Genomic DNA, 25,115 nt, shown 5'->3' on the forward strand with positions numbered 1-25,115 from the left:
GCATATCGCGGAGCGGACCGCACATGCGGAAGGTCCCCCATCGGCGGTGACCGATGGGGGACCTTCGCCGTCGTACCCGTCGTGGGGGTTACGCGTGTTCCCGCAGGACCCGGTTCGGGGCGTACAGCTCCGTCACCGTGGAACCCGTCGCGGCCAGGGCAGCCGCCGCCCGGTGGGGCTGCGGGGTGCGCTGGTGCGGCACCGGTCCCGTGGAGATCTCCGCCACCTGCGCGACGTCGGCCTGCGGCCGGCGTGCCCGGTAGGCGGAGCGGTACGCAGCCGGGGAGGACCCCAGCTGCCGCCGGAAGTGCCCGCGCAGGGCGACCGGCGAGCGGAACCCGCAGCGTCCGGCGACCTCGTCGACCGAGTAGTCGGAGGTCTCCAGCAGCCGCTGGGCCTGGAGCACCCGCTGGGTGATCAACCACTGGAGCGGCGCGCTGCCGGTGAGCGAGCGGAACCGCCGGTCGAAGGTGCGCCTGCTCATGTAGGCGCGGGCGGCGAGGGTCTCCACGTCGAACTGCTCGTGGAGGTGTTCCAGTGCCCAGGCGACGACCTCGGCCAGCGGGTCGGCGCCGATCTCCTCCGGAAGCGACCGGTCGAGGTAGCGCTCCTGCCCGCCGGTGCGACGCGGCGGCACGACGAGCCTGCGGGCCAGGGCCCCGGCCGCCTCGCTGCCGTGGTCGGTGCGCACGATGTGCAGGCAGAGGTCGATTCCGGCCGCCGTGCCCGCGGACGTGAGCACGTCGCCGTCGTCGACGAAGAGTTCGCGCGGATCGACGTGCACGGACGGGTAGCGCTTGGCCAGCGTCGGCGCGTACATCCAGTGCGTCGTCGCGGGCCGGCCGTCCAGCAGACCGGCGGCCGCGAGCACGAAGGCCCCGGTGCACAGTCCGACGATCCGGGCCCCTTCCTCGTGCGCCAGACGCAGGGCGTCGAGCGCCTCCGGAGGCGGCGGTGAAGTGATGGAGCGCCAGGCGGGAACGACGACGGTGCCTGCCCGGGCGATCGCCTCCAACCCGTACGGCGCGGTCAGTTCGAGTCCGCCGGTGGTCCTGAGCGGACCGTCCTCACCGGCGCACACGAGCAGTCGGTAGCGTGGAACTCCCGCGTCCTGCCGGTCAATGCCGAACACGGATAGTGGAATGGAACTCTCGAAGATCGGTCCGCCGCTGAAGAGCAGCACCGCGACGATCTCCCTGCGGCGACGCCCCGCGAGCTTCCTGCCGGCGTCCGCGACGACGGCGGTGGAATCCTGGCTCATGGCGCTAAGCCCCCCTTGGGTGTCGCGACTCCTTGGTCTGGTCGCACCTGCACGTTTCCCCTCGGCCTTGCACGTGGATCCCCCGCCGTAAATACATGATCGAATCTACTGCGTCCCGTGGTGTCGGCGTGACAAGTTCAGCACGCAGCGCTATGTCGACTTCTCAACTTGGCGAAAAGCATTCGATCAGGAAGGGTTCCACTCCGCTACCCGGGTGGGAAGCGCACATCAGGGCTGTGGCCAGTACCAGTAGGGCCAAATCGTCCCCTGAGGAATGTCGTCGCTGGTGGTAAGCGCGTCGACGGGACATTCCGGCAAGGAGGGCACCCTGCCGGGAAGTTGGCTGAAAACGTGCGGGTGTGGGTGTGCGAATGAGTCAGTCATGCGGGGACGGCGAGTCGGAGGCCCGGCAGCCCCGGCGGCCCGCGGGCCCGCCGCGCGAGTGCCGTCGGCGGTGCGCCGACGGAGGGTGCCCCTCCGCCCGGACGCGGGCCGCGTTCCGCTCCGAGTGTCGCAGCAGGACCAGGCAGGCGGCCGTGACGACGAGCAGGCCGAGGGTGGCGACCGCCGCCCCGCCGAAGGAGGTTCCGTAGACGACGAGGACCACCGGGACGAGCAGGCAGCTGAAGACCGCCCAGCGCACCACGTCACCCGCGGGGTCGTCATGGGGGTGCCCGGAGGGCCGCACGGACGGGTGAAGCGGCCGTCGGGGAGGGCCGGCGAGGTGCGGGCCCGGGTCGGGGAAGCGGGCGGACTGGGTCGGCTGAGCGGGCTGGTCGGGGTGAACCGGATGGCCGGACACGGCGTACTCCCTGCGGGCTCTTCCTGGACGGTCGGACGCATGTCCAACGTCGCCCGGAGGGGCTCGGTCACTGCGCGCACGGGTGGCAACGCGCCGTCTCGTCACTGGCTGTAGGGGACAGCGGACATTGCCAAGGCGCGCTCGCTCCGGCATGCTCCCTGGGACGCTCTCCAAGTGCGGCAAGCCCTGGGCAGGACAGGAGTGTCGCCGTACCCTGGTGGGTATGGGCTTGGGAAGATGCTTCCCGGACAGAGCTCCGTCACACTGCGTCGCCGATTTCGCCCCTGTTGCTTCCTCCAAGGACCTCTTCGCCGAGACACCCATGGCCGGTCACGAACTCCCCGAACCCGCGGACCGCAAGCGCAAACGGCTCGCCGACCCCGCGTCGGCCGCCGAGCTGCGTGCGGTGGAACAGACACGCTCCCCCTGCGACCCGGCCTTCCGGCACGGTGTCGTTGTGGGATTCGACGGATCGACGTCCAGCGAGCGTGCGCTCGCCTACGCGATCGGTATGGCCCGCCGCTCCGGATCGGGTCTGATCATCGTCCACGTGGCCAACCGACTGCCCACCACCGTGTGGGCGGGCTGTGAGCCCCCCGTCTTCGTGGACGTGCCGGACCACCGCACCGAGGTGTTGGGGCTGGAGCTGGCCTGCGCCGACTATCTGGCCGAAGTGCCATGGATTCTGGTCGAGCGCGGCGGTGACATCTGCCATGAGCTGGAGGAGGTGGGCCGGGAGTATTCGGCCGACGCCATCGTGGTCGGCTCCACGCACGGGATCGTGGGCCGGATCTTCGGCTCGGTGGCCGGGCGACTCGCCAAGCGCGCACAGCGACCGGTCGTTGTCATTCCGTGACCGCTTGTTAAGTCGATTGTGCGGTTGTGCCCTCGTGTAAAGGGTAGATAAATGCTGCTGGGACGCAGCACACAACTGCAGATCGAAGGGAGCCCGCCGTGGACAATGGTGTCTCTGCGGGAAGCACGGCCTCGACTTCGACCCTGGGGAACATCGCCCTGGGTCTCACCCTTCTCGCATTCGGTATCGGCCACACCGGCGTCATCGACGGCGTGTCCGCTGCCAGCTCCTTGCCGCTCGCGATGTACGTCGGCGGCGCCGCCCTCTTCCTCCTGGGCCTCCTGGAGTACCGCGGTGGCAACGGATTCAACGGCACCGCGTTCGCGGGCCTCGGCGTCTTCTGGTTCACCTGGGCCAAGGCGGCGGGCGGATCCGCCTCCGACGAGGCCGCCGGAACGTTTCTCGTCCTCTTCGCGATGCTCGCGCTGACCCTCACGGTGGCCGCCGCGAGCGGAGTGTTCAGCCAGGGCGTCCACGCCCTCCTGACCCTCTCCCTGGTCCTGCTCGCCGTGGCCTCGTTCATGGACAGCGGCGCTCTGGCCAAGGCGGGCGGCTGGGTCGCCGCCGTCTCCGGGCTGCTGGCCTGGTACGGGGCCACCGCGGCCCTGGCGCACTGGCCGATGGCCTTCGGCAGGGCCGGGCGCAGCGGCGCGGTCGCGGCGGGCTGAGCACGGCGCGCAGGAACGCGCGGGAACGCGGAGGAACGCGCGGGAACCGCAGGGACACACGGGAGCCTCCGTGCGCACAGCGCACGGAGGCTCCCGTGTGGATGGTGTCCGGTGGTGGCCCGGGGCCACTACTACTCGACGGTGACCGACTTCGCCAGGTTGCGCGGCTTGTCGATGTCCCGGCCCATGGCCAGGGCCGTGTGGTACGCCAGCAGCTGGAGCGGGATGCCCATGAGGATCGGGTCCAGCTCGTCCTCGTTCTTCGGGACCACGATGGTGTGGTCCGCCTTCTCCTGCTCGCGGTGGGCGACCGCGAGGATCCGACCGCTGCGGGCCTTGATCTCCTCCAGCGCCGCGCGGTTCTTCTCCAGCAGGTCGTCGTCCGGGACGATCGCGACCGTCGGCAGCGAGGGCTCGATCAGGGCCAGCGGGCCGTGCTTGAGCTCGGAGGCGGGGTAGGCCTCGGCGTGGATGTAGGAGATCTCCTTCAGCTTGAGGGAGGCCTCCAGGGCCACGGGGTAGCCGCGGACCCGGCCGATGAACATCATCGACTTGGCCTCGGCGAACTCGGCCGCGAGCTTCTTGATGTCCTCTTCGCCGTCGAGGATCTCCTGGATCTGCGCCGGCAGCCTGCGCAGGCCCTCGATGATCCGCTTGCCGTCGGTGACCGAGAGGTCCCGGATGCGGCCGAGGTGCACGGCGAGCAGCGCGAAGGCCACGACCGTGTTGGTGAAGCACTTGGTGGAGACGACGCACACCTCGGGGCCGGCGTGCACGTAGACGCCGCCGTCGGCCTCGCGGGCGATCGCGGAGCCGACCACGTTGACGACGCCCAGGACGCGGGCGCCCTTGCGCTTGAGCTCCTGCACGGCCGCGAGCACGTCGTAGGTCTCACCCGACTGCGAGACCGCGATGTAGAGGGTGTCGGGGTCCACGACCGGGTTGCGGTAGCGGAACTCCGACGCCGGCTCGGCGTCCGCGGGGATGCGGGCCATGCCCTCGATGAGGCCGGCGCCGATCAGGCCCGCGTGGTACGAGGTGCCGCAGCCCAGGATCTTGACCCGGCGGATGCCGCGCGCCTCGCGCGGATCCAGGTTCAGCCCGCCCAGGTGGACTGTGCTGAAGCGGTCGTCGATCCGGCCGCGCAGCACGCGGTCGACCGCGTCGGGCTGCTCGGAGATCTCCTTGTGCATGTAGGTGTCGTGACCGCCCATGTCGTAGGAGGCGGCCTCCCACTCCACGGTCTCCGGGGTGGCGTTCGTCGTCGTTCCGCCCGTGGTGTAGGTGCGGAAGTCGTCGGCCTTGAGGGTGGCCATCTCGCCGTCGTTCAGGGTGACGACCTGGCGGGTGTGGGCGATCAGCGCGGCGACGTCGGAGGCGACGAGCATCTCCTTCTCGCCGATGCCGAGGATGACCGGCGAGCCGTTGCGGGCCACCACGATGCGGTCGGTGAAGTCGGCGTGCATCACGGCGATGCCGTACGTGCCCTCGATCACCTTCAGGGCCTCGCGGACCTTCTCCTCCAGGCTGTCGGCCTGGGAGCGGGCGATCAGGTGGGTGATGACCTCGGTGTCGGTCTCGGAGGCGAAGACGACACCGTCGGCCTCCAGCTTGGCCCGGAGCTCGGCGGCGTTGTCGACGATGCCGTTGTGGACGACGGCGACCTTGTTCTCGGGGTCGAGGTGCGGGTGGGAGTTGACGTCGCTCGGGGCGCCGTGCGTGGCCCAGCGGGTGTGGGCGATGCCCGTGGTGCCGGCGAAGCGCTTGGGGACCCGGGCCTCCAGATCGCGGACGCGGCCCTTGGCCTTGACCATCTTGAGCGCGCCGGCCTTCGGGCTGTTCACGACGATGCCCGCGGAGTCGTATCCGCGGTACTCCAGCCGTGCCAGGCCCTCCAGCAGCAGCGGTGCCACGTCACGCTTTCCGATGTAACCGACGATTCCGCACATACGGTCCTGCCCCTCCTGAAGTTCGGTTCCTTGCCCGTCGTCCGCCCGCGGCCGCTCCGGCGGCGGCCGGTCAGCCGTAGACCATGCGGCGCAGCTGCCGGAGCGAGAGCTCCGGGGGCGCCACGGCGCGGTGCGGCAGCTCGGCCGCGATCCGCTCGAAGATCTCCGCGTTCACGGCTCCGCCGGCCTGTAGTTCGCGGTGGCGGCGGCGGACGAAGTCCTCCGTCGTCTCGTCGAAGTAGGCGAGCACGTCGAGGACCACCCGGGCCGCTTCGCCCCGCTGCAGCGAGGTGCTGCGCACCAGGTGTTCGACGAGATCGTCATAGGACGGGCGGCGGTCGAGCACCCGTAGATATTGACGCTTCCGGCCGCCCAACGCAAAGATCCTGCCCGATTCCGGGCAGGATCTCTCTGGTCTGGACCAGCGGAATGGATGCATCCGGTCAGAATCTACGCAAAACCGCCTGCTTCGCCGCGGCGAACTCGTCGGCCGTGAGGACTCCCGTCTGGTGCAGCTCCCCCAGCTCCCGCAGCCGCCGCAGCAGGGCGTCGTGGTCCTCCGCGACGCCGCCGGCCGGCGCGGCGAGCTCCTTCGGCGGGGCGTCCTCGACGGCCCGGTCCTGGACCGGCGCGGCCGGGTGCGGCAGCCGCAGTGCCACCGCCGCGGCGACCAGCGCCATCAGCGGGTCCTTCTTGAAGCCGAACAGCTCGACCGTGTACGGGTCGTACTTGGGCGCGGCCGACTGCGCCGCGCCGGCCAGGACGAAGCGGAGCCAGCCGTTCTCCAGTCCCTTCGCCGGAGCCCACTCCACCGTCCGCAGATCCGTGACCCGGAACTCCCGCGGCCCGCCGGAGCGCTTGGCCTCCTCGGTCGTCCAGTTCCACTCCAGCGCGACCCGGTCACCGTCGAAGGTGACGGTCCCGTCACCCGCGCCCACCGCTATCGGCACGGTGGGACCGGGCAGCAGATAGCTCTCCGAGGGGCCCGGATCCACCTGCTCCAGCAGCAGGGCGTTGCGCACCGCGTCCACGAAGTACTCCGCGACCCCCGTCCGCTCCGGCTCCACGCTCAGCCGGAACGGGTCGGAGGACTCCGGCAGGCGCCCGCCCGTCACCTGGGTCAGCGGGTCGGCCCCCTCGCGCAGCCGCAGCCGGATCCGCCCCGCCTTGCGGCCCGGCTCGTAACTGATCCCCGCGAGTGCGCGCAACGGCACCACCACTTCGCCCAGGGTCTGCCGCAGCAGCCCCACCCCCTTGTCGCGGCCGGGCACGATGCGCACCGCGTCGCCGTCGAACGTCCAGGTTCCGTCCTTCTGGATGATTTCCGCCATTCGGCGATTCTCCCACCGTGCACGGCAGGCCAGTTGGCCTATACCTGGGCACATGAGAGTCCTGCGACGCGCGCTCGGCACCCTCCTCGTCCTCGGTGCCGTCTCCTGCACCGCCGCCCACGGCGACGACGCGAACGCCGGTGACGACCCGCCCGCGGCCCCCGCCCCCTTCGAACGGCTCCTGCCGGCACCGGTCTCCGCGCGCGCCGGGGGCCCCGGCTACCCCTTCGGGCCGGGCACGGTCGTGCGTACGGGGCCGGGCGCGGACGAGGAGGTCCGCCGGGTGGGCCGGCTCCTCGCGGAGCAGCTGCGCGGGCCGAGCGGGCTGCCGCTGCCGGTGATCGACGGGGTGCGCGGGAACGGCATCCGGCTCAGGATCGACGCGGAGGCCGAGGGGGTCGGCCGGGAGGGGTACCGGCTGACGTCCGGGCCGACCGGGGTCGACCTCGTGGCGCGGACCCCGGCCGGACTCTTCCGGGCGGGCCAGACCCTGCGCCAGCTGGTGCCGGTGGCCGGGCCCGGGACGGTACCGGGCGGCACCGTCACCGACCGGCCGCGCTTCGCCTACCGGGGGGCCATGGTCGACATCGCACGTCACTTCTTCACCGTGGAACAGGTGAAGCGGTACGTGGACCAGCTCGCCCAGTACAAGATCAATGCACTCCACGTGCACCTCACCGACGACCAGGGGTGGCGCCTGGCGATCGACTCCTGGCCCCGGCTGGCGCAGTACGGGGGCGCCGGCGAGGTCGGCGGCGGGCCCGGCGGCCACTGGACGAAGGCCGAGTACCGCGAGCTGGTGGCGTACGCGGGCGAGCGGTACGTGGACGTGGTCCCCGAGATCGACATGCCCGGGCACACCAACGCGGCGCTGGCCTCCTACGCCGAGCTGAACTGCGACGGGAAGGCACCGCCCCGCTACACCGGGACCAAGGTCGGCTTCAGCTCGCTGTGCGTCGGCGCGGAGCGGACGTACGCGTTCGTCGAGGACGTGCTCGGGGAGCTGGCGGAGCTGACCCCCGGCCGGTACCTGCACATCGGGGGCGACGAGGCGCACGCCACGCCGGCGGCGGACTACGCGGCCTTCATGGACCGGGCGCAGGAGGTGGTGGGCCGCCACGGCAAGACGGTGGTGGCCTGGCACCAACTGGCCTCGGCACGCCCGGCGGCGGGCGCGGTCCTGCAGTACTGGGGCCACGACAGGACCCCGGCGGCGGACCGGTCGGCGGTGGCGGCGGCCGCGAGGGCCGGGCACCCGCTGATCCTGTCACCGGCCGACCGGGTGTACCTGGACATGAAGTACGGGGCGCAAACGGGGCCGGGGCTGGCCTGGGCGGGCCACGTCCCGGTGGCGCGGTCGTACTCCTGGGACCCGGGGGCCTATCTGGCCGGGGTGCCGGAGTCGGCGGTGCTCGGGGTGGAGGCCCCGCTGTGGACGGAGAACGTCGCGACGCGGGCCGAGTGGGAGCTGATGGCGTTCCCGCGGGTGCTGGGCCTGGCGGAGCTGGGCTGGTCCCCGGCGGCCGCCCTGGACTGGACGGCGTACAGCCGCCGCCTCGCCGCCCAGGCCCCCCGTCTGGACGCCCAGGACATCGGGTACTTCCGGGCCCCGGACGTGCCCTGGACGCGCTGACGGGCGGGGCCCGCGCACCGCGGTCCGCGGCTCAGAACCGCTGCTGCTCCGCGTCGGGCGGCAGCAGGCAGGGGGTGTCCACCGACAGGCTCCAGACGTCGTCGCCGACATCGCTCGCGGAGACGTACTGCCTGTCCCGCGGGTGGGTGGCCTGGAGCCCGTAGGCACCGCGCTCCCGCCCCGGCCCCTCCTGGTAGCCCGCGATCTCGAAGCCCTGCTTCGTGAGCTCGTCCCGAAGCGCCCTCGCGGCCTCGGCGTACCGGTCCCGGGGAAGCTTGGCGCGGGCGTTGAACATCAGCATGAAGCGGCCGTCATCAGCGCTCTCGCCGTTCTTGCCGGTGCAGTTGTGGAAGTTCGCCTCGGGCGTGCCCGGGATGATCTCGGACCCTGCCGTACGGGCCATGGATTCCACCCAGTGCTGTGCCCAGGCCTGTGCCTTGTCCTTGCTCATCCGGGGGAGCGGGTCGTTGACCCCGTTGTCGGACATGCAGCCTCCGAGCAGCACTGTGAGGGCGAGGGCGAGGGAAGCCCTGACGGTCCTGGACATCGTTCGCGGTCTCCTTGGGGTCAGTTCGACGGCCCGGGCCGCGGCTTCAGCCCCGCGACGATGCGGCCCTGGTTGTCCAGGCTCCGGCTGCCTTCGTCCCAGTAGCCGCTGTGTCCTTCGGTGTCGACGTGCATTCGCTGTGCGCCGAAGGCGGGGTCCTTGGGGTCTTCACCCAGGGTGGCGCCCGAGGTCCAGTTCGAGACCAGGTCGTCCGGAGCGGCTCCCACCCACAGGTGCCGCGGGTTCACGTGCAGCTGGTTCGCCCGCTCCACGGTGAGACCGGGGCTGCCGACCACCACCACGTCGTCCGCGTCCAGCCCGCGGCCCCCCGCGTCCGCGGCGCCGGTCATGGTGGACCCGTAGCTGTGGCCGATGACGGTCAGGTGGGTGCGTTCGCCCTGGTGGGCGGCGCGCAGGCCGTGGGTGAAGTCCCGCAGGTCCTGCTCTCCCGCATGCGCCCTGCCCGGTGTGGCGACGCTGCCGTCGATCTCGGGGGCGTCGTAGTCCATCCAGCTGACGACGGCGACCTCCTCACCGGGGGCGACCGATTTGCGCGCGGCGTCCTGCAGTTTTCCGATGCGGTCCAGTTGGCCGCCGTAGTTGTCCAACTGGTTGTCCGTTCCGGGCACGAGGACGGCGGTGTGCCGGGCTGTGTCGGGATTGCCCATGGCCACGATCGCGCGGCCGTCCTTCCCGGTGCCGTACCCGAGCAGGTACATCTGCTTGTTGGGCGGGCCGCTGTCCGTCTTCTCCAGCCGGTCCTTGAGGGCGGTCAGATTACGGTAGTTGTACCGGTCGTGGTAGCCGAGCGTGCCTTCCCGCAGGGCGTAGTCGTTCAGGCGCAGGTCCAGGGCGTTCCGGTTGGCCTCGTCGCGCACGGGCGCGGGCAGGCCGTCCAGCGCTCCGATCCGATCCGGGTAGGCGGCGAGGTAGAACTGCCGCTTTTCTTCGTCCAGGCCGGCCCACCAGTCCTTGGAGCGCTGGGGGTCCTTGCCGTCCGGGATGGCTTTCGGGTCGATGCCAGCGTATGCGGCGACGCGCGCCGCGTCTTCCTGGGCATGGGCGCCGCCGTAGCGCTTGTCGAGGTCGAAGGGGTCCAGTTGGTAGAGCGCGTCGGCCGCCGTCTGGCTGGCGGTCTCGGCCGCCGTGACCGCCGCTTCGATGCGTGCCCGGAAGCCCCCCAGCCCGGAGTTGGCCTCGCGTTGCAGGCCTGCGTAGTCGGGGTCGTTGTGGTACTTGGGGTCGACGGCCTGCTTCGGTTCGACCCATCCGTCGTCCTCCCGGACCTTGTGCCCGGCAGCTTCGGCGTCCGCGACCGCGTTGCGCAGATCGCGCTGGGCCTCGCGCATCTTGGTGCCGAGTGCCTGGAGGATCGTGGCGATCAGGCGGGCGTTCACCTCGGCTGTACCGAGCTTCGTCTCGGTGGCCTCCATGGCGGCGAATCCGTAGTGGGCGCTGACGCCGGCCCAGCCGGCCTTGTGCAGGGGTCCGGTGACCCGCTTGGCGCTGCCCCGCTGGGTGTCGTCGAAGGCTTTGGCGAGCTTCTTCCAGGAAGCGGTGGCGGCGTCCAGTTCGGCGAAGTCCTGGCGGAACAGCTGGGCGAAGAGTTCGGGCACGGTGGCAGGTCACCAGCCCCGGAACTTGGACAGGATCTCCTGTTCCATCACGTCAGTGCCGTTGGCCAGGCCCCGGAGGCCCTCCGCATGGTCGGCGAAGGTCTGCTGGAGGGTTTGCAGTGCGTTGCCCCAGCCCTTGCTCGCGCCGGTCATCCTGGCCCCGGCGGTCCAGGGAGCGAAGGAGGTGCCCGCGTCCGCGAGGTCGTCCAGAGCCTTGGCGAGTATCGGCCGCAGGTCTGTCACCAAGGTGTCCACCGCCCCGGCGGATGCGCGAAGTTCACCCTGCGAGATGTTCTGGTCCCACGTCATGGAACGCCCCCCGTGCCTCCTGCAACTGCGGAGATCGTATGCGCAAGCGAATCGATTCGCCAGCTCGTTCGGTATGCGGGGCGGCGTGAGGCGGGGCGGGGGCCGAGGGACCGTCTCGGCGCCCGCCCCGCCCCGTGTGTCACCGCCGGGCGAAGGCCGCGACGGGGTTCTTGAGGTTGCCGACCAGCTGGAGCGCGGCGGACGGGTCGGAGAGGTCGACCATCTGCGCGTTGTTGCGCAGCTGGAGGCGGTTGAGGCAGGACAGCTGGAACTCCTCCGCGAAGAAGTCGTAGCGCCGGAACTTCTCCGCCAGACCCGGCATGGAGTCCTGGTAGTCGTGGGCGCAGTCGGCAACGGCCTTCCAGAACGTGTCCTCGGTGCAGATGCCCTCCGTGACGAGGATCGAGGACAGGAAGCGGAAGAAGCAGTCGAAGACGTCCGTGAAGATCGACAGCAGCTTCATGTCCTCCGGGACGTCCGCCCGGATCCGCTCGACGGCGGGCGGCAGCACCGCGTCCGCGTCCATGATGACGATCTCCTCGGCGATGTCCTTGAAGATCGCACGCTGCACGACGCCGTCCTTGATGACCAGGATGGTGTTCTCGCCGTGCGGCATGTACGCGAGGTCGTACCGGTAGAAGCAGTGCACCAGCGGCAGCAGGTAGGCGCGCAGGTAGGGCTTCAGCCACTCGGCCGGGGTGAGGCCGGACTCCTCGATCAGGGCGCCGACGAACGAGGCGCCCTCGGCGTCCACGTGGAGGAGCGAGGCCATGGTGGCCAGCCGCTCGCCGTCCCCGAGGGAGTTCACCGGGGACTCGCGCCACAGGGCCGCCAGCATCTTGCGGTACGGCGAGTAGCGGTCGGTGGCGCGCTCGTACTGCAGGTGCCGGTAGCCGATGGCCGCCCGCTCACGGATGATCGAGAAGCCGACGGAGCGCAGGACCTCGTCGGACTCGATCAGCTGGTGCAGCCAGTCGTTGATGGCGGGGGTGGCCTCCATGTAGGCGGCCGACAGGCCCCGCATGAAGCCCATGTTCAGGACGGAGATGGCCGTCTTGACGTAGTGCTTGGTCGGGGTGGTGGTGTTGAAGAAGGTGCGGATCGACTGCTGCGGGAGGTAGGCGTCCTCGCCCTCGCCCAGCAGCACCAGCCGCCTGCTGGCGATCTCCGCGGCGAAGGTGACCGTGGTCTTGTTCCACCACTGCCAGGGGTGGACCGGGAAGAGCAGGTAGTGCGCCGGGTCCAGGTCCAGGGAGCGCAGTTTCGCGGCGAACAGCTCGACCGCCGCGTCGCCCAGCTCGGCGCGCAGGAAGCTGTCGTGCTCCAGGCCGGCGCCCGCGGTGAAGGTGGCGACGTCCTTGTGCGCGGCCGCCCAGATCAGGTGGACGGGGCTCGCGGCCTCCGGGGCGTACGCGTGGTACTCGTGCACGCCGAAGCCGAGCCGGCCGTTGTTGGCGACGAAGCAGGGGTGGCCCTCGGTCATGCCGGTCTCGATGTCCTGGAAGGAGGACTTGGCCAGCACGGCCGCGGCGATCTGCGGCTTCGTGTATTTGAACGCCGCGCCCGCCAGGGTGGAGGAGATCTCCTCCAAGTAGACCGGTAGGACGTCCGCGCTCAGCCCCAGGGCCTGCCGGAACTCGATGTGGAAGTCGAGGGCGTCCAGCGGCTGCGGCAGCCCGTCCCGCAGCCGGGTGATGGTGGCCTCGTCGACGGCCCAGTGGTCCAGGACCTGCCGGGCGGCGTCGAAGCGGTACTCCACGGCGCCGTCGTCGGAGACGACCGCGTAGCGGTCGCCGCCGAGGGACACCGGGGTCAGCAGGCGCTCGTGCGCGAACTCGGCGAGGGCCTTGCGGACCAGGGCGCGGTTGGCGCGGTCCCACAGCTCGGGCGAGAGGTGGGAGACGGCGTCGGAGAGGCTCATATGGACACCTCCCCGGTGATGCCGGTGGCGGCCTCGAACTGCTCGCGGGTGCAGAAGCTCAGCAGCGCCTCCTTCTCCGGCTTGGTGACCCGGCGCTCCGGCACGAAGCCGACGGCCTCGTTCAGGGCGTGCACGGCGGTGTTGGCGACGTCCGGCTCGACGACGACGCGGCGGGTGGCCGGGTCGGTGAAGAGCGCGGCCATGACGGTGGTGATCACCGCGCGGGTGAACCCGTGCAGCGGCCGGTCCGCGGGTGCGACCAGGAAGTGCATGCCGACGTCGCCGGGCCGTGCCTCGTACAGACCGACCAACTCCAACCGGCTCGGGTCGTAGGACTCCATCAGGAAGGCCGGGCGGCCCTCGTGCAGGCCTATGAAGGCCTGGTGGTGCTCGTGCGCCGTGATGCGCACGTACTCGCGCTCCACGTCCGGCAGCGAGGCGTCCTGCATCATCCAGAACGAGGCCTTGGGGTGGGTGACCCAGCCGTGCAGCAGCTCCGCGTCGGCGAAGGGGTCCAGCGGGCGGATCGCGAAGTCCCCGAGGACGGAGTCCGTCCGTGAGTAGAGGGTGTCGGTGGTGCTCATGCGTGGGTGCCTTCCGGGGCGGCGAACTGCTGGAACGCGATGGACTTCTCGACCTTGTAGTACGCGCGGCCGAGCAGCTCACCGACGATGTACGCGTTGCGGTACGCGGCCATGCCCAGGTCGGGGGAGGTCAAGGAGTGGTTGTGGGTGGCGCCGTTCTGGAGGTACACCTCGCGGCCGGTGGTGTCGACGCTGTAGTTGCGCGCGGCGTCGAGGCGGCCGCGGCCGTCGAAGTTCAGGCGGTCGCGTACCGGGTCCAGGAAGTCGGGGGTCCGGTACTTGTAGCCGGTGGCCAGGACGAGGCCCTCGGTGGAGAGGGAGAAGTCCCGCTCCTGCTCTTCCTGGCGCAGCCCCAGCGTGTAGGTGCCCGTGGTGGTGTCGTACGCCGTGCTGTTCAGCGAGGTGTTCGTCAGCAGGGTCGTCGGCACCGCCCCCGGCATGGTGACCTTCTTCTGGTAGAGCAGGTCGAAGATGGCGTTGACCAGGTCGCCGTCGATGCCCTTGAAGAGGTTCTTCTGCTGGGTCTCCAGCCGGTAGCGGGTGTCCTCCGGGAGGGCGTGGAAATAGTCCACGTACTCGGGGGAGGTCATCTCCAGGGTGAGTTTGGTGTACTCCAGCGGGAAGAAGCGCGGTGATCGCGTGACCCAGTTCAGCTGGTAGCCGTACACGTCGATCTCGGTGAGGAGGTCGTAGTAGATCTCCGCGGCGCTCTGGCCGGAGCCGATCAGGGTGATGGACTTCTTCTTCTGCAGCTCCGCCTTGTTCGGCATGTAGGCGGCGTTGTGCAGGAAGTCGCCGCCGAGGCCGGCGCAGGCCTGCGGGACGTACGGCGAGGTGCCGGTGCCGAGGACCAGGCGGCGGGCGCGGTGGGTCTCGCCCCGGTCGGTGCGGACCTCGTAGAGGGCGGCGGCCTCGTCGTAGGTGACCTCGGTGACGGAGGTCGAGTACCGGACGTTGTCGAGGCGGTCGGCGGCCCAGCGGCAGTAGTCGTTGTACTCGGTGCGCAGCGGGTAGAAGTTCTCCCGGATGTAGAAGGAGTACAGCCGGTCCTGGTCCTTGAGGTAGTTCAGGAAGGAGAACGGCGACGTCGGGTCGGCGAGGGTGACCAGGTCCGACATGAAGGGCGTCTGCAGGTGCGCGCCGTCCAGGAACATCCCCGCATGCCACTCGAAGTGCGGCTTCGACTCGATGAACAGGCCGCTCAGCTCGTCGATCGGCGCGGTCAGGCAGGCCAGTCCCAAGTTGAAGGGACCGAGGCCGATGCCGATGAAGTCGTACGGCTCAGTGGTGGACGGCAAGGGATTCTCCCAGGAACTGCTCGGCGTGTGCGGCGAGGAGGTCGAGAACGGCTGCGATGTCGGCCGTCGTGGTCTGCGGGTTGAGGAGGGTGAACTTCAGGTACTGCCTCCCGTCCACCTTGGTGCCGGCGACGACGGCCTCGCCGGAGGCGAAGAGCGCCTTGCGGGCGTGGAGCTGGGCCTCGTCGAGGAGTTCCGCGGGAACGCCGTCGCCGGGCAGGAAGCGGAAGACGAGGGTGGAGATCTGCGGCTCGACGACGACCTCGAAGCGCGGGTCGGCCGCGATGACGTCGTAGCCGGCGGCGGCGAGGTCGATGACTTCGTCGAAGAGCGAGCCGACGCCGTCGGCGCCCATGATGCGCAGCGTCATCCAGAGCTTGAGGGCGTCGAACCGGCGCGTGGTCTGGATGGACTTGTCGACCTGGTTCGGGATCCGCTCCTCGGCCATGCGCCGCGGGTTGAGGTAGTCGGCGTGGTACGTGGCGTGCTTGAGGGTGTCGCGGTCGCGGACCAGCATCGCGCTGGAGCTGACGGGCTGGAAGAACGACTTGTGGTAGTCGACCGTGACCGAGTCGGCGTGCTCGATGCCGTCGAGGAGGTGTCGGCGGGTGGGCGAGACCAGCAGTCCGCAGCCGTAGGCGGCGTCCACGTGCATCCACGCGGAGTGCTCGGCGGTCAGGCGGGCGATCTCGGGGAGCGGGTCGATGGACCCGAAGTCGGTGGTGCCGGCGGTGGCGACGACGGCCATGGGGAAGAGGCCTTCGGCGGCACACTCCTCCAGCTCCAGCGCGAGGACGGAGGTGTCCATGCGACGGTTGCGGTCGACGGGCACGGAGATGACGGCCTCGTAGCCCAGGCCGAGCATGGCGGCCGACTTCTGCACGCTGAAGTGGCTGGCTTCGGAGGTGAAGATGCGGAGCTTCGGGAGCAGTTCGGCCTTGGTCAGGCCGATACCGGCTTCCTTGGCGCGCTTCATGACGGTGCGGCAGGCCTCGTCGCGGGCCAGCAGCAGGGCGTGGAAGTTGGACTGGCTGCCGCCGGAGGTGAAGATGCCGTCCGCCTTCTCCCCGAGGCCGATGCGGCCGGTGGTCCAGTCGATGAGGCGGCGCTCGATGAGCGTGCCGCCGATGGACTGGTCCCAGGTGTCGAGGGAGGAGTTGACGGCGGCCATCACGGCCTCCGCGACCACCGCGGGGATGACGACCGGGCAGTTGAGGTGTCCCAGGTAGCGCGGGTGGTGGAAGTAGACGGCGTCGCGCAGGTAGACGTCCTCCAGCTCGGCGAGCGCGGCGGAGGAGTCCCCGAGCGGGGTGTCGAGGTCGATCCCGTCGATGACCGGGGCGAGCTCGTCGACGGATATACCGGTGTGCGGCCGTTCGGTGGTGGCGAGTTTGGCGGCGACACGGTCGACGCCCTCGGTGACGGAACGGCGGTAGATGTCCGCGGTCGTCTCGTTCAGCAGATGCCGGCGCATCAACTTTCCTCCGGACAGGGGGGAGAGGGGGAGGGTGGGGCGGGTGATGTTTAGGTTAGCCTAACCTAAGTGGAATGACCAAATGAGGATGGGCCCCGGCCGAAGCCGGAGCCCATCGCGAACTGCCGTGAAAATTCCGGGAGCTGACTACAACTCGGAACCGGGGTCCTCGCTGGGAGCCTTGCCCGCGTACGCCTCCGCGAGGAGCTGCTCCTCGCTCGCGCCGAGCCGCCAGTAGCCGGTGAAGCGCACCGAGCGGCGGTCGACGGATCGTTCCTGCACGAAGTGGCGGCGCACCGCGCGAACGGTGCCCGCCTCGCCGGCCAGCCACACGTACGGGGATTCCACGCCCTGCGTCTGTGCCTGTGCCTGCGCCTGTGCCTGCGCCTGTGCCTGTGCGGAGCGGAGCGCGTCCAGCACCCGCCCGGTCCGCTCCCGGTCGTCGCCCCCGCGCACGATCCACGTGATGTCCGCGTCGGCGGGCGCGGCGAGTGCGAGCCGGTCGTCCTCGTGCGGAACCTCGAACCAGGCCCGGACCCGGGTATCGGCCGGCAGCCGTTCCAGGATCCCGGCCGCGGCCGGCAGAGCGGTCTCGTCGGCGTACATCCAGACGGCGCCGGCGTCGGCCGGGGCCTGGAAGCGCACGGACTTGTTCTCGGCGACGGCCGGGCCGATCGCCAGGATCCGGCGGCCGGCGCTCGCCCGTCCGGCCCAGCGGGAGGCGGGGGAGGAGTCCCCGTGCAGCACGAAGTCGATGTCGACCTCGACCGCACCCGTCCCGTCGCGGCGCTGCTCGCGCACGGTGTAGGAGCGCATCACCGGCCGCTCCTCGTCCGGCATGCCGCGCCAGGCGGTGAACCAGGTGTCCTCGTCCGTGGACGGGAGCACGGTGTGCTCCGCGCCGGAGGGCGGCAGGAAGAGCGACAGGCTCTGGTCGAAGCCGCCGGAGCGGAAGTCCGCGAGGGACTCGCCGCCGAAGGTGACCCGCAGGAACGAGTGGCCCAGGCGGCGCGTACGGAGCACTTCGAGCGTGAAGAAGCGGAAGTGCGCCACAGCCGGGGCGCCGGACGCGGTGGCGGTCATGCGGGTGGTCCCCCTGGAAGTCGGTACGGCCTGCAGACGAGTCCAGGGCGTGCCCGCGCGGACCCGCCCTGGGAGCGGGCGCCCGGGGTCACCGGGCGCCGCGCGTGGGTCAGGCGACCTTCTTGGCGTTCTGGAGGGCCTTGGCGAGGTCCTCCAGGATCTGCGCGCACTTGTCGTACGAGTAGATCGGCTCGGTGGTGCGCGGGGCGACCTGGCCGGCCTTCACGGAGGGCAGCTCGGCCCAGGTGGCCTTGGCCTTCAGCTCCTCCGGCTGCAGGGTGCCGGTGCGGTTGTCGAGCAGGATGAGGTCGGCCTTGTACTTGCCGGCGTTCTCCCAGCTCAGGCTCTCGAAGAAGCCGCCCTCGTCCAGCTTGTCCGGGGTGATGAACTCCACGCCCAGGGTCTTGAAGTACTTCAGGTCGGCCGAGGTGTCCGGGGTGGAGGCGTAGAACAGGTCGGCGGAGCCGGAGCCGGCCAGGACCTTGATGCCCGGGTTGGCCTTGGTGGCCTCGCGGACCTTGGCGGCGGCGGCCTCGAAACGGGCCTTGCCGTCGGCGGCGGTCTTGGCGTTCATGTCGGCACCCAGGGACTTGGCGAGGTCCGCCGTGCGCTCCAGGGCCTTGTCCATCGAGACGTCGCCGCCGACGCCGATCGCGGCGTGCGGGGCCAGCTTCAGGATCTTGTCCTTGGAGGCCTCGGGCACGTACCAGTACGAGCCGTCCCAGGTGTTGGTGACGAGCAGGTCGGGCTTGAGGGCCGCGTACTTCTCGACGTTGAACTCGTCGTAGACGTTGCCGAGGATCTCGACCTTGGAGACGTCCATCGAGCCGGCCTGGACGTCGGGCTTGCCGTCGGCGGTCTTGGTCGGGCCGAAGACGCCCTTGACCTGGACGCCGTAGTCGTACAGCGCGGCGGCGGTGCCGGTGAAGGCGACGATGTTCTTCGGCGTGGACGTGGCGCTGACGTCCTTGCCGAGGTCGTCCTTGAAGCTCCAGGCGCCGGAGGACGCGGTGGCGGTGCTGCCCTTGTCGCCGTCGCCCTTCGCCGAGTCGGTGCCGCCGCACGCGGCGAGCGCGGCGACCAGACCGAGGGCGCCGCCCGCGGCGACGAGGCCGCGACGGGTGAGGGAGTTGCTGCGGGACTTGGGCATAATCGATGTCCGTTTTCGTGCGTACCGGGGCGGCCACCAGCGTGCCGTTCGTGGGGAAGGTTAGCCTAACCTTGGCCGGAAACGGTAAGGGGGCCCTAAGTTTTTTCGGGCCCCCTCGCGCCGCCCGCGCCCGCACGGGCCGTCGAACTAGCCGGCGAAGCCCAACTCGCGTGCAATCAGCATGCGCTGGACCTCGCTGGTGCCCTCGCCGATCTCCAGGATCTTGGAGTCGCGCCACATGCGGGCCACCGGGTACTCGTTCATGAAGCCGTAGCCGCCGTGGATCTGCGTGGCGTCACGGGCGTTGTCCACGGCCACCGTGGAGGAGTACAGCTTCGCGATCGCCGCCTCCTTCTTGAACGGCTCGCCGGACACCAGCCGGGAGGCCGCGTCGCGCCAGCCGATGCGCGCCATGTGGGCGCGCATCTCCATGTCGGCCAGCTTGAACTGGATGGCCTGGTTGTCCCCGATCGCCCTGCCGAAGGCGTGCCGCTCCCTGGCGTACTTCACCGACTCGTCCACACAACCCTGCGCGAGGCCCGTGGCGAGCGCGGAGATGGCGATCCGCCCCTCGTCGAGGATCCGCAGGAACTGGGCGTAGCCGCGGCCCTCCTCGCCCACCAGATTGGCCAGGGGGACCCGTACGCCGTCGAAGGACAGCTCACGGGTGTCCGAGGAGTTCCAGCCCACCTTGGAGTAGGGGGCGGCCACCGTGAAGCCCGGCGTGCCGGACGGGACGATGATCGAGGAGATCTCCGGACGGCCGTCCGCCTTGCGGCCCGTCACGGCCGTGACGGTGACCAGGCCGGTGATGTCCGTACCCGAGTTGGTGATGAAGCACTTCGACCCGTTGATGACCCACTCGCCGCCGTCCTTGACGGCGGTCGTACGGGTACCGCCGGCGTCCGATCCCGCCCCGGGCTCGGTGAGGCCGAAGGCGCCCAGCACCTCGCCCGAGCACAGCTTCGGCAGCCACTGGCGCTTCTGCTCCTCGGTGCCGAAGAGGTACAGGGGCATGGCGCCGAGGGAGACGCCCGCCTCCAGGGTGATGGCGACGGAGGAGTCGACGCGGGCCAGCTCCTCCAGGGCGATGCCGAGGGCGAGGTAGTCCCCGCCCATGCCGCCGTACTCCTCCGGGAAGGGCAGACCGAACAGGCCCATGCGGCCCATCTCGGCGACGATCTCGTAGGGGAACTCGTGCCGCTCGTACAGGTCGCCGATCTTCGGGGCGACGACGTCGTGGGCGAACGCCTCGACGGTGCGGCGGAGTTCCTCGTGCTCAGGGGTGAGCCGGTGGTCGAGGGACATGGTGTGACTACTCCTTGTGGGAGAGGGCGCGGACGGTACGGGAGGGGCTGGGGCGTCCCAGCCGTTCGGCCATCCACACGCTCGTGGCGGTGAGGGCGGCCAGATCGACCCCGGTCTCGATGCCGAGACCGTCGAGCATCCACACCAGGTCCTCGGTCGCGAGGTTGCCGGTGGCGCTCTTGGCGTACGGGCAGCCGCCGAGGCCGCCCGCGGAGGCGTCGACGGTGGTCACCCCGTGCTGGAGCGCGGCGAGGGTGTTGGACAGGGCCTGGCCGTAGGTGTCGTGGAAGTGCACGCCGATCCGGTCGGTGGCGACACCGGCCTCGTTCAGCGCGGAGAGCAGGGCCTGGACGTGGCCCGGGGTGGCGACCCCGATGGTGTCGCCGAGGCTCAGCTCGTCACAGCCGAGGTCGAGCAGGGCCTTGGCCACGGAGACGACCTGGTGGACCGGGACGGCACCCTCCCAGGGGTCGCCGAAGCACATGGACAGATAGCCGCGCACGTGCGCCCCGCCCTGCCGGGCACGGGCCACGACGGGCTCGAACATCGCGAGGGACTCGGCGACGGTCCGGTTGAGGTTGCGGGAGGCGAAGGTCTCCGTGGCCGATCCGAACACCGCGATACGGGTGGCCCCGAGCGCGAGCGCGCGGTCCAGGCCGCGCTCGTTCGGCACCAGGACGGGCAGCGCTGCGTCCACGTCGGCGAGCAGCGGGAAGAGCTGCTCGGCGTCCGCCAGCTGGGGCACCCACTTGGGGTGCACGAAGCTGGTCGCCTCGATCGTGGTCAGGCCGGCGGCGGCGAGGCGGCGCACGAACTCCGCCTTGACCTCGGTGGGGACGGTCGTCTGCTCGTTCTGCAGGCCGTCGCGGGCGCCGACCTCGTGGATGCGGACCCGGGCCGGCAGACCGGTGGCCGGGACGGTCATGGGCAGCCCGATCATGCGGCCTCCTCCTCGTCCGGGGTGACGACGGCCAGGACCTGGTCCATGGCGACGGTGGTGCCGGGCGAGACGTCCAGCTCGGTGACCGTGCCGGCGTGCGGTGCGGACATGACGTGCTCCATCTTCATCGCCTCGACCACCAGCAGGCTCTGACCTGCCGTCACCCGGTCGCCGACGGCCACCTTGACGACGGTGACGGTGCCGGGCATGGGGGCCGCGAGGGTGTCCGCCCCGGCACCGGCCGCGCCGTGGGCGGACACCGGGTCGTGGCGCTGGACGTGCCAGGAGTCGCCGTCGCGGCCGAGCCAGGTCCCCTCCGGGGAGGCGGCGTGGCTGAAGCGGTGGGTGACGCCGTCGAGTTCGACGGTGACGGCGTCACGGGTGAGGGCGACGATCCGGCCGCGGGCCGGTGCGCCGCCACCGACCGCGTCCAGCAGGATCTCCTGCTCGGCGCCCAGTTGCCGGGTACGGACCTCCACCGGGTCCTGGCCGGGGAGGCGGAAGTGGTGGACCGTCCAGGCGGGGGTGCCGCCCAGGCGCCAGCCGCTCGCGGCGTCGAAGGGGTCGACCCATCCCGCCGCCGGCGGCTCCGGCGCGGTGCCCGCCAGCAGCGCGGCCGCCGCGTACACCTCGTCCGGCACCCCCTCCGGGAGCAGGGCCGGCAGGTCCCGTTCGACCAGACCCGTGTCCAGCTCCCCGGACACCACATCGGGGTGGGCCAGCAGCCGCCGCAGGAAGCCGGCGTTCGTCTGGACGCCCAGGATCACCGTGTCGGCCAGGGCCCCCCGCAGCATGCGCAGCGCGGTGGCCCGGTCCGGCCCGTGGACGATGACCTTGGACAGCATCGGGTCGTACGTCGAGCCCACCGGCACGCCCGCCGTCAGCCCGGAGTCGGTGCGGACCGCACCGCCCGAGGGCTCCGACAGCGCCAGGACCGTGCCGCCGGACGGCAGGAAGCCGCGCGCCGGGTCCTCCGCGCAGACGCGCGCCTCGATGGCGTGCCCGGTCAGCCGGATGTCGTCCTGGGTGACTGGCAGGGCCTCGCCGGAGGCCACCCGCAGCTGGAGCTCCACCAGGTCCAGGCCGGTGATCAGCTCCGTCACCGGGTGCTCGACCTGGAGCCGGGTGTTCATCTCCATGAAGTAGTAGGAGGACGGGTCGCCGCCCGGGACGATGAACTCCACCGTGCCCGCGCCCACGTACCCGCAGGAGCGGGCCGCGTCGACGGCCGCCGCGCCCATCGCCGCCCGGGTCTTCTCGTCGAGCAGGACCGAGGGCGCCTCCTCGATGACCTTCTGGTGGCGGCGCTGCAGCGAGCACTCGCGCTCGCCCAGGTGCACCACGTTGCCGTGGGCGTCCGCCATCACCTGGATCTCGATGTGCCGGGGCCGGTCCACCCACCGCTCGACCAGCAGGGTGTCGTCGCCGAAGGACGAGCGGGCCTCGCGGCGGGCCGCCGCGATCTCCTCGGCCAGCACCGCCTCGTCCCGTACGAGCCGCATGCCCTTGCCGCCGCCGCCCGCCGAGGGCTTCAGCAGCACCGGCATGCCGATCTCCGAGGCGGCCGCGACCAGTTCGGCGTCCGAGAGGCCGCTGCCCGAGGAGCCGGGGACCACGGGCACGCCCGCCGCCTTCACCGTCTCCTTGGCGCGGATCTTGTCGCCCATGAGGGAGATGGCGCTCGCCGGCGGCCCGATGAAAGCCAGGCCCGCATCGGTGCAGGCGCGGGCGAAGGCGGCGTTCTCCGCGAGGAAGCCGTAGCCGGGGTGCACGGCCTCGGCGCCCGTCCGCTTCGCCGCGTCGAGCAGCCGCTCCACGGACAGGTAGCTCTCCGCGGCCGCCGCCGGGCCGATCCGGACGGCCGTGTCGGCCTCCCGTACGTGGCGGGCGTCCGCGTCCGCGTCGCTGAAGACGGCCACGGAGCGGATGCCGAGCTCCCGCAGGGTGCGGATGACCCGGACCGCGATCTCGCCGCGGTTCGCGACCAGAACAGTGCTGAACATCAGTGAGGTCCTCACGTCACATCACGTCACATACGGAAGATGCCGAAGCCCGGCTGCGTTTGATCCTTTTGGCCCAGCGGGGCGTTCGCGCACGCGGTCAGGGCCAGCCCCAGCACCTGCCGGGTCTCCAGCGGGTCGATGACCCCGTCGTCCCACAGCCGCGCCGTGGCGTAGTAGGCGTTGCCCTGCTCCTCGTACTGGGCGCGGACCGGGGCCTTGAAGGCCTCCTCGTCCTCGGCCGGCCACTCCTGGCCGGCGCCCTCGATCTGGTCGCGCTTGACCGTCGCGAGGACCGAGGCCGCCTGCTCGCCGCCCATGACGGAGATCTTGGCGTTGGGCCACATCCACAGGAAGCGGGGCGAGTACGCCCGGCCGCACATCGAGTAGTTGCCGGCGCCGTACGAGCCGCCGACCACCACCGTCAGCTTCGGGACCCGGGTGCAGGCCACGGCCGTCACCATCTTGGCGCCGTGCTTGGCGATGCCGCCCGCCTCGTAGTCGCGGCCGACCATGAAGCCCGAGATGTTCTGGAGGAAGAGCAGCGGGATGCCGCGCTGGTCGCACAGCTCGATGAAGTGCGCGCCCTTCTGGGCGGACTCCGCGAACAGGATGCCGTTGTTCGCGATGATCCCGACCGGGTGGCCGTGGATCCGGGCGAAGCCGGTGACCAGCGTCTGGCCGAACTCGGACTTGAACTCCTGGAAGCGGGAGCCGTCCACGACCCGCGCGATGATCTCGCGGGCGTCGTACGGGGTGCGCGAGTCGACGGGGACCGCGCCGTACAGCCCGGCCGGGTCCACCTTCGGCTCCTCCGGGGCCTCGACCGACCAGGGCAGGGCCCCGCGCTCGGGCAGGGTCGCCACGATGTTCCGTACGATCCGCAGCGCGTGCGCGTCGTCCTCCGCGAGGTGGTCCGTCACGCCGGAGACCCGGGAGTGGACCTCGCCGCCGCCGAGCTCCTCGGCCGTGACGACCTCACCGGTGGCGGCCTTCACCAGCGGCGGTCCGCCGAGGAAGATCGTGCCCTGGTTGCGGACGATGACGGCCTCGTCGCTCATGGCCGGCACGTACGCCCCGCCCGCGGTGCAGGAGCCGAGGACGGCGGCGATCTGCGGGATGCCAGCACCCGACATGCGCGCCTGGTTGTAGAAGATCCGGCCGAAGTGCTCGCGGTCCGGGAAGACCTCGTCCTGCATGGGCAGGAAGGCACCGCCGGAGTCGACCAGGTAGAGGCAGGGGAGACGATTCTCCAGGGCCACTTCCTGGGCGCGCAGGTGCTTCTTGACGGTCATCGGGTAGTACGTGCCGCCCTTGACGGTGGCGTCGTTCGCGACGATCACGCACTCGCGGCCGCTGACCCGGCCGATGCCCGCGATGACTCCGGCCGCGGGGGCGGCGCCCCCGTACATCCCCTCGGCGGCCAGCGGGGCCAGCTCCAGGAAGGGCGAGCCCGGGTCGAGGAGGGTGTCCACGCGGTCGCGCGGGAGGAGCTTCCCGCGGGCGGTGTGGCGGGCGCGGGCCTTCTCCCCGCCGCCGAGCCGGGCCGCGTCGAGCCGGGCCCGCAGGCCCTCGGACAGCTCGCGGTGGGCGGCCTCGTTGGTCCGCCAGGCCTCGGACGCCGGGTCCGCGGCGCTCGTCAGCACTGGTGCCTGCTGCATCGGTCGAGCTCCCTTGCTCGTTCCAGGCGGTTAATGAGCGTTAACGCTCGTGGGGCTCAGGTTAACGACCGCTAACGGCCCTGTCTAGAATGGTTTCCCATGAGCACCAGAGCGGCCGCCCCGACCCGACGCGAGCAGATCCTCAGTGAGGCCGCCCGCCTCTTCGCCGCGCGCGGGTTCCACGGCGTCGGCGTGGACGAGATAGGGGCCGCGGTCGGCATCAGCGGCCCCGGCCTGTACCGGCACTTCGCGGGCAAGGACGCCATGCTCGCCGAGCTGCTCGTCGGCATCAGCGAACGCCTCCTCACCGGCGGCCGGCACAGGGTCGCCGAGGCGGCCGGGGACCCGGCCGGCGTCCTGTCCTCCCTCATCGACGGCCACATCGACTTCGCCCTCGACGACCGCGCGCTGATCACCCTCCACGACCGCGAGCTCGACCGGCTGCGGGAGGCGGACCGCAAGCTCGTACGGCAGCTCCAGCGCCAGTACGTCGAGCTGTGGGTGGAGGTCGTACGGGAACTGCACCCCCAGGTCGGCGAGGCGGAGGTACGGGTCGCCGTGCACGCCGTCTTCGGCCTGCTCAACTCCACCCCGCACCTGGCCGCGCTCGGCCGGGAGGCCACCGAGGCGCTGCTGCGCCGCCTGGCGCACGGGGCCTTCGGGGCCCTGTCGGCATGACCCGGGGCGTCCGCGGGCCGGACTGGACGCGCCGCCTCCGCCCCGG

General features: G+C 71.0%; 22 protein-coding genes. 4 read left to right on the forward strand and 18 right to left on the reverse strand.

Features of this window, described 5'->3' with window-relative positions; all coding sequences use genetic code 11:
• Window positions 1-88: 88 nt before the first annotated feature.
• Entirely contained in the window at window positions 89-1,261 is a 1,173-nt protein-coding gene (locus tag AW27_RS21380) for a helix-turn-helix domain-containing protein (protein WP_037923488.1), read from the reverse strand.
• 376 nt (window positions 1,262-1,637) lie between these two features.
• Window positions 1,638-2,063, reverse strand: coding sequence for a hypothetical protein (locus AW27_RS21385; RefSeq protein WP_078556644.1), 426 nt, complete (start codon window positions 2,061-2,063; stop codon window positions 1,638-1,640).
• A 322-nt stretch (window positions 2,064-2,385) separates the two neighbouring features.
• Here AW27_RS21385 and AW27_RS21390 point away from each other — a divergent pair, with 322 nt between their 5' ends.
• A complete protein-coding gene (locus AW27_RS21390; protein ID WP_037923491.1) occupies window positions 2,386-2,919 on the forward strand; it encodes a universal stress protein in 534 nt (177 codons plus the stop codon).
• A 98-nt stretch (window positions 2,920-3,017) separates the two neighbouring features.
• A complete protein-coding gene (locus tag AW27_RS21395) occupies window positions 3,018-3,587 on the forward strand; it encodes an acetate uptake transporter (protein WP_037923494.1) in 570 nt (189 codons plus the stop codon).
• Between the two features lie 131 nt (window positions 3,588-3,718).
• On the opposite strand, the gene glmS is transcribed toward AW27_RS21395, so the two are convergent.
• The 3 genes from glmS to AW27_RS21410 form a co-directional block, all read right to left on the reverse strand.
• On the reverse strand, window positions 3,719-5,536 hold the full coding sequence (gene glmS, locus AW27_RS21400) for a glutamine--fructose-6-phosphate transaminase (isomerizing) (RefSeq protein ID WP_037923497.1): 1,818 nt from the start codon (window positions 5,534-5,536) through the stop codon (window positions 3,719-3,721).
• Window positions 5,537-5,606: 70 nt separating this feature from the next.
• The gene (locus AW27_RS21405) at window positions 5,607-5,882 is read right to left on the reverse strand and encodes a hypothetical protein (RefSeq protein ID WP_037923499.1); all 276 of its coding nucleotides are present in this window, start codon (window positions 5,880-5,882) and stop codon (window positions 5,607-5,609) included.
• 97 nt (window positions 5,883-5,979) lie between these two features.
• The gene (locus AW27_RS21410; RefSeq protein ID WP_037923501.1) at window positions 5,980-6,867 is read right to left on the reverse strand and encodes a DUF4429 domain-containing protein; all 888 of its coding nucleotides are present in this window, start codon (window positions 6,865-6,867) and stop codon (window positions 5,980-5,982) included.
• A gap of 52 nt (window positions 6,868-6,919) precedes the next feature.
• Here AW27_RS21410 and AW27_RS21415 point away from each other — a divergent pair, with 52 nt between their 5' ends.
• Window positions 6,920-8,500, forward strand: a complete 1,581-nt coding sequence (locus AW27_RS21415; RefSeq protein WP_037923502.1) for a beta-N-acetylhexosaminidase — start codon at window positions 6,920-6,922, stop codon at window positions 8,498-8,500.
• A 31-nt stretch (window positions 8,501-8,531) separates the two neighbouring features.
• Here AW27_RS21415 and AW27_RS21420 read toward each other — a convergent pair whose 3' ends face one another.
• The 13 genes from AW27_RS21420 to AW27_RS21480 form a co-directional block, all read right to left on the reverse strand.
• Complete coding sequence (locus AW27_RS21420) at window positions 8,532-9,047, reverse strand: hypothetical protein (RefSeq protein WP_052030837.1); 516 nt, start codon at window positions 9,045-9,047, stop codon at window positions 8,532-8,534.
• 20 nt (window positions 9,048-9,067) lie between these two features.
• Window positions 9,068-10,663, reverse strand: a complete 1,596-nt coding sequence (locus AW27_RS21425; protein ID WP_037923504.1) for an alpha/beta hydrolase — start codon at window positions 10,661-10,663, stop codon at window positions 9,068-9,070.
• 9 nt (window positions 10,664-10,672) lie between these two features.
• Window positions 10,673-10,972, reverse strand: a complete 300-nt coding sequence (locus AW27_RS21430; protein ID WP_037923506.1) for a hypothetical protein — start codon at window positions 10,970-10,972, stop codon at window positions 10,673-10,675.
• Window positions 10,973-11,111: 139 nt separating this feature from the next.
• Complete coding sequence (locus AW27_RS21435; RefSeq protein WP_037923508.1) at window positions 11,112-12,893, reverse strand: IucA/IucC family protein; 1,782 nt, start codon at window positions 12,891-12,893, stop codon at window positions 11,112-11,114.
• Entirely contained in the window at window positions 12,890-13,477 is a 588-nt protein-coding gene (locus tag AW27_RS21440; RefSeq protein ID WP_037923510.1) for a GNAT family N-acetyltransferase, read from the reverse strand. The genes AW27_RS21435 and AW27_RS21440 overlap by 4 nt, the downstream gene beginning before the upstream one ends.
• Window positions 13,474-14,775, reverse strand: a complete 1,302-nt coding sequence (locus tag AW27_RS21445; RefSeq protein ID WP_037923512.1) for a lysine N(6)-hydroxylase/L-ornithine N(5)-oxygenase family protein — start codon at window positions 14,773-14,775, stop codon at window positions 13,474-13,476. The genes AW27_RS21440 and AW27_RS21445 overlap by 4 nt, the downstream gene beginning before the upstream one ends.
• Entirely contained in the window at window positions 14,759-16,249 is a 1,491-nt protein-coding gene (locus AW27_RS21450; protein WP_037923514.1) for a pyridoxal phosphate-dependent decarboxylase family protein, read from the reverse strand. The genes AW27_RS21445 and AW27_RS21450 overlap by 17 nt, the downstream gene beginning before the upstream one ends.
• 147 nt (window positions 16,250-16,396) lie before the next feature.
• Window positions 16,397-17,332 (reverse strand): siderophore-interacting protein, encoded by a 936-nt coding sequence (locus AW27_RS21455; RefSeq protein WP_037923517.1) that lies wholly within the window; start codon window positions 17,330-17,332, stop codon window positions 16,397-16,399.
• A 109-nt stretch (window positions 17,333-17,441) separates the two neighbouring features.
• A complete protein-coding gene (locus AW27_RS21460; protein ID WP_037923519.1) occupies window positions 17,442-18,482 on the reverse strand; it encodes an ABC transporter substrate-binding protein in 1,041 nt (346 codons plus the stop codon).
• Window positions 18,483-18,629: 147 nt separating this feature from the next.
• A complete protein-coding gene (locus AW27_RS21465; RefSeq protein ID WP_037923521.1) occupies window positions 18,630-19,790 on the reverse strand; it encodes an acyl-CoA dehydrogenase family protein in 1,161 nt (386 codons plus the stop codon).
• Window positions 19,791-19,797: 7 nt separating this feature from the next.
• Window positions 19,798-20,730: a hydroxymethylglutaryl-CoA lyase gene (locus AW27_RS21470; protein ID WP_037923523.1), complete on the reverse strand. Its 933-nt coding sequence runs from the start codon at window positions 20,728-20,730 to the stop codon at window positions 19,798-19,800.
• Window positions 20,727-22,733: an acetyl/propionyl/methylcrotonyl-CoA carboxylase subunit alpha gene (locus AW27_RS21475; RefSeq protein WP_037923526.1), complete on the reverse strand. Its 2,007-nt coding sequence runs from the start codon at window positions 22,731-22,733 to the stop codon at window positions 20,727-20,729. The genes AW27_RS21470 and AW27_RS21475 overlap by 4 nt, the downstream gene beginning before the upstream one ends.
• 26 nt (window positions 22,734-22,759) lie before the next feature.
• Window positions 22,760-24,391, reverse strand: coding sequence for a carboxyl transferase domain-containing protein (locus AW27_RS21480; protein WP_037923530.1), 1,632 nt, complete (start codon window positions 24,389-24,391; stop codon window positions 22,760-22,762).
• A gap of 99 nt (window positions 24,392-24,490) precedes the next feature.
• Between AW27_RS21480 and AW27_RS21485 the strand changes: the two genes are divergently transcribed.
• Window positions 24,491-25,069, forward strand: coding sequence for an SACE_7040 family transcriptional regulator (locus AW27_RS21485; RefSeq protein WP_037923531.1), 579 nt, complete (start codon window positions 24,491-24,493; stop codon window positions 25,067-25,069).
• Window positions 25,070-25,115 lie beyond the last annotated feature (46 nt).

It is taken from the genome of Streptomyces sp. PCS3-D2 (assembly GCF_000612545.2).
GTDB lineage: Bacteria > Actinomycetota > Actinomycetes > Streptomycetales > Streptomycetaceae > Streptomyces.

What these genes read in the sequence shown, in the direction of transcription:
- AW27_RS21380 (WP_037923488.1), bottom strand. Translation starts at nt 1,261, where the DNA reads ATGAGCCAGGATTCCACCGCCGTCGTCGCGGACGCCGGCAGGAAGCTC.
- AW27_RS21390 (WP_037923491.1), top strand. Translation starts at nt 2,386, where the DNA reads ATGGCCGGTCACGAACTCCCCGAACCCGCGGACCGCAAGCGCAAACGG.
- glmS (WP_037923497.1), bottom strand. Translation starts at nt 5,536, where the DNA reads ATGTGCGGAATCGTCGGTTACATCGGAAAGCGTGACGTGGCACCGCTG.
- AW27_RS21410 (WP_037923501.1), bottom strand. Translation starts at nt 6,867, where the DNA reads ATGGCGGAAATCATCCAGAAGGACGGAACCTGGACGTTCGACGGCGAC.
- AW27_RS21415 (WP_037923502.1), top strand. Translation starts at nt 6,920, where the DNA reads ATGAGAGTCCTGCGACGCGCGCTCGGCACCCTCCTCGTCCTCGGTGCC.
- AW27_RS21420 (WP_052030837.1), bottom strand. Translation starts at nt 9,047, where the DNA reads ATGTCCAGGACCGTCAGGGCTTCCCTCGCCCTCGCCCTCACAGTGCTG.
- AW27_RS21430 (WP_037923506.1), bottom strand. Translation starts at nt 10,972, where the DNA reads ATGACGTGGGACCAGAACATCTCGCAGGGTGAACTTCGCGCATCCGCC.
- AW27_RS21435 (WP_037923508.1), bottom strand. Translation starts at nt 12,893, where the DNA reads ATGAGCCTCTCCGACGCCGTCTCCCACCTCTCGCCCGAGCTGTGGGAC.
- AW27_RS21440 (WP_037923510.1), bottom strand. Translation starts at nt 13,477, where the DNA reads ATGAGCACCACCGACACCCTCTACTCACGGACGGACTCCGTCCTCGGG.
- AW27_RS21450 (WP_037923514.1), bottom strand. Translation starts at nt 16,249, where the DNA reads ATGCGCCGGCATCTGCTGAACGAGACGACCGCGGACATCTACCGCCGT.
- AW27_RS21455 (WP_037923517.1), bottom strand. Translation starts at nt 17,332, where the DNA reads ATGACCGCCACCGCGTCCGGCGCCCCGGCTGTGGCGCACTTCCGCTTC.
- AW27_RS21460 (WP_037923519.1), bottom strand. Translation starts at nt 18,482, where the DNA reads ATGCCCAAGTCCCGCAGCAACTCCCTCACCCGTCGCGGCCTCGTCGCC.
- AW27_RS21465 (WP_037923521.1), bottom strand. Translation starts at nt 19,790, where the DNA reads ATGTCCCTCGACCACCGGCTCACCCCTGAGCACGAGGAACTCCGCCGC.
- AW27_RS21470 (WP_037923523.1), bottom strand. Translation starts at nt 20,730, where the DNA reads ATGATCGGGCTGCCCATGACCGTCCCGGCCACCGGTCTGCCGGCCCGG.
- AW27_RS21475 (WP_037923526.1), bottom strand. Translation starts at nt 22,733, where the DNA reads ATGTTCAGCACTGTTCTGGTCGCGAACCGCGGCGAGATCGCGGTCCGG.
- AW27_RS21480 (WP_037923530.1), bottom strand. Translation starts at nt 24,391, where the DNA reads ATGCAGCAGGCACCAGTGCTGACGAGCGCCGCGGACCCGGCGTCCGAG.
- AW27_RS21485 (WP_037923531.1), top strand. Translation starts at nt 24,491, where the DNA reads ATGAGCACCAGAGCGGCCGCCCCGACCCGACGCGAGCAGATCCTCAGT.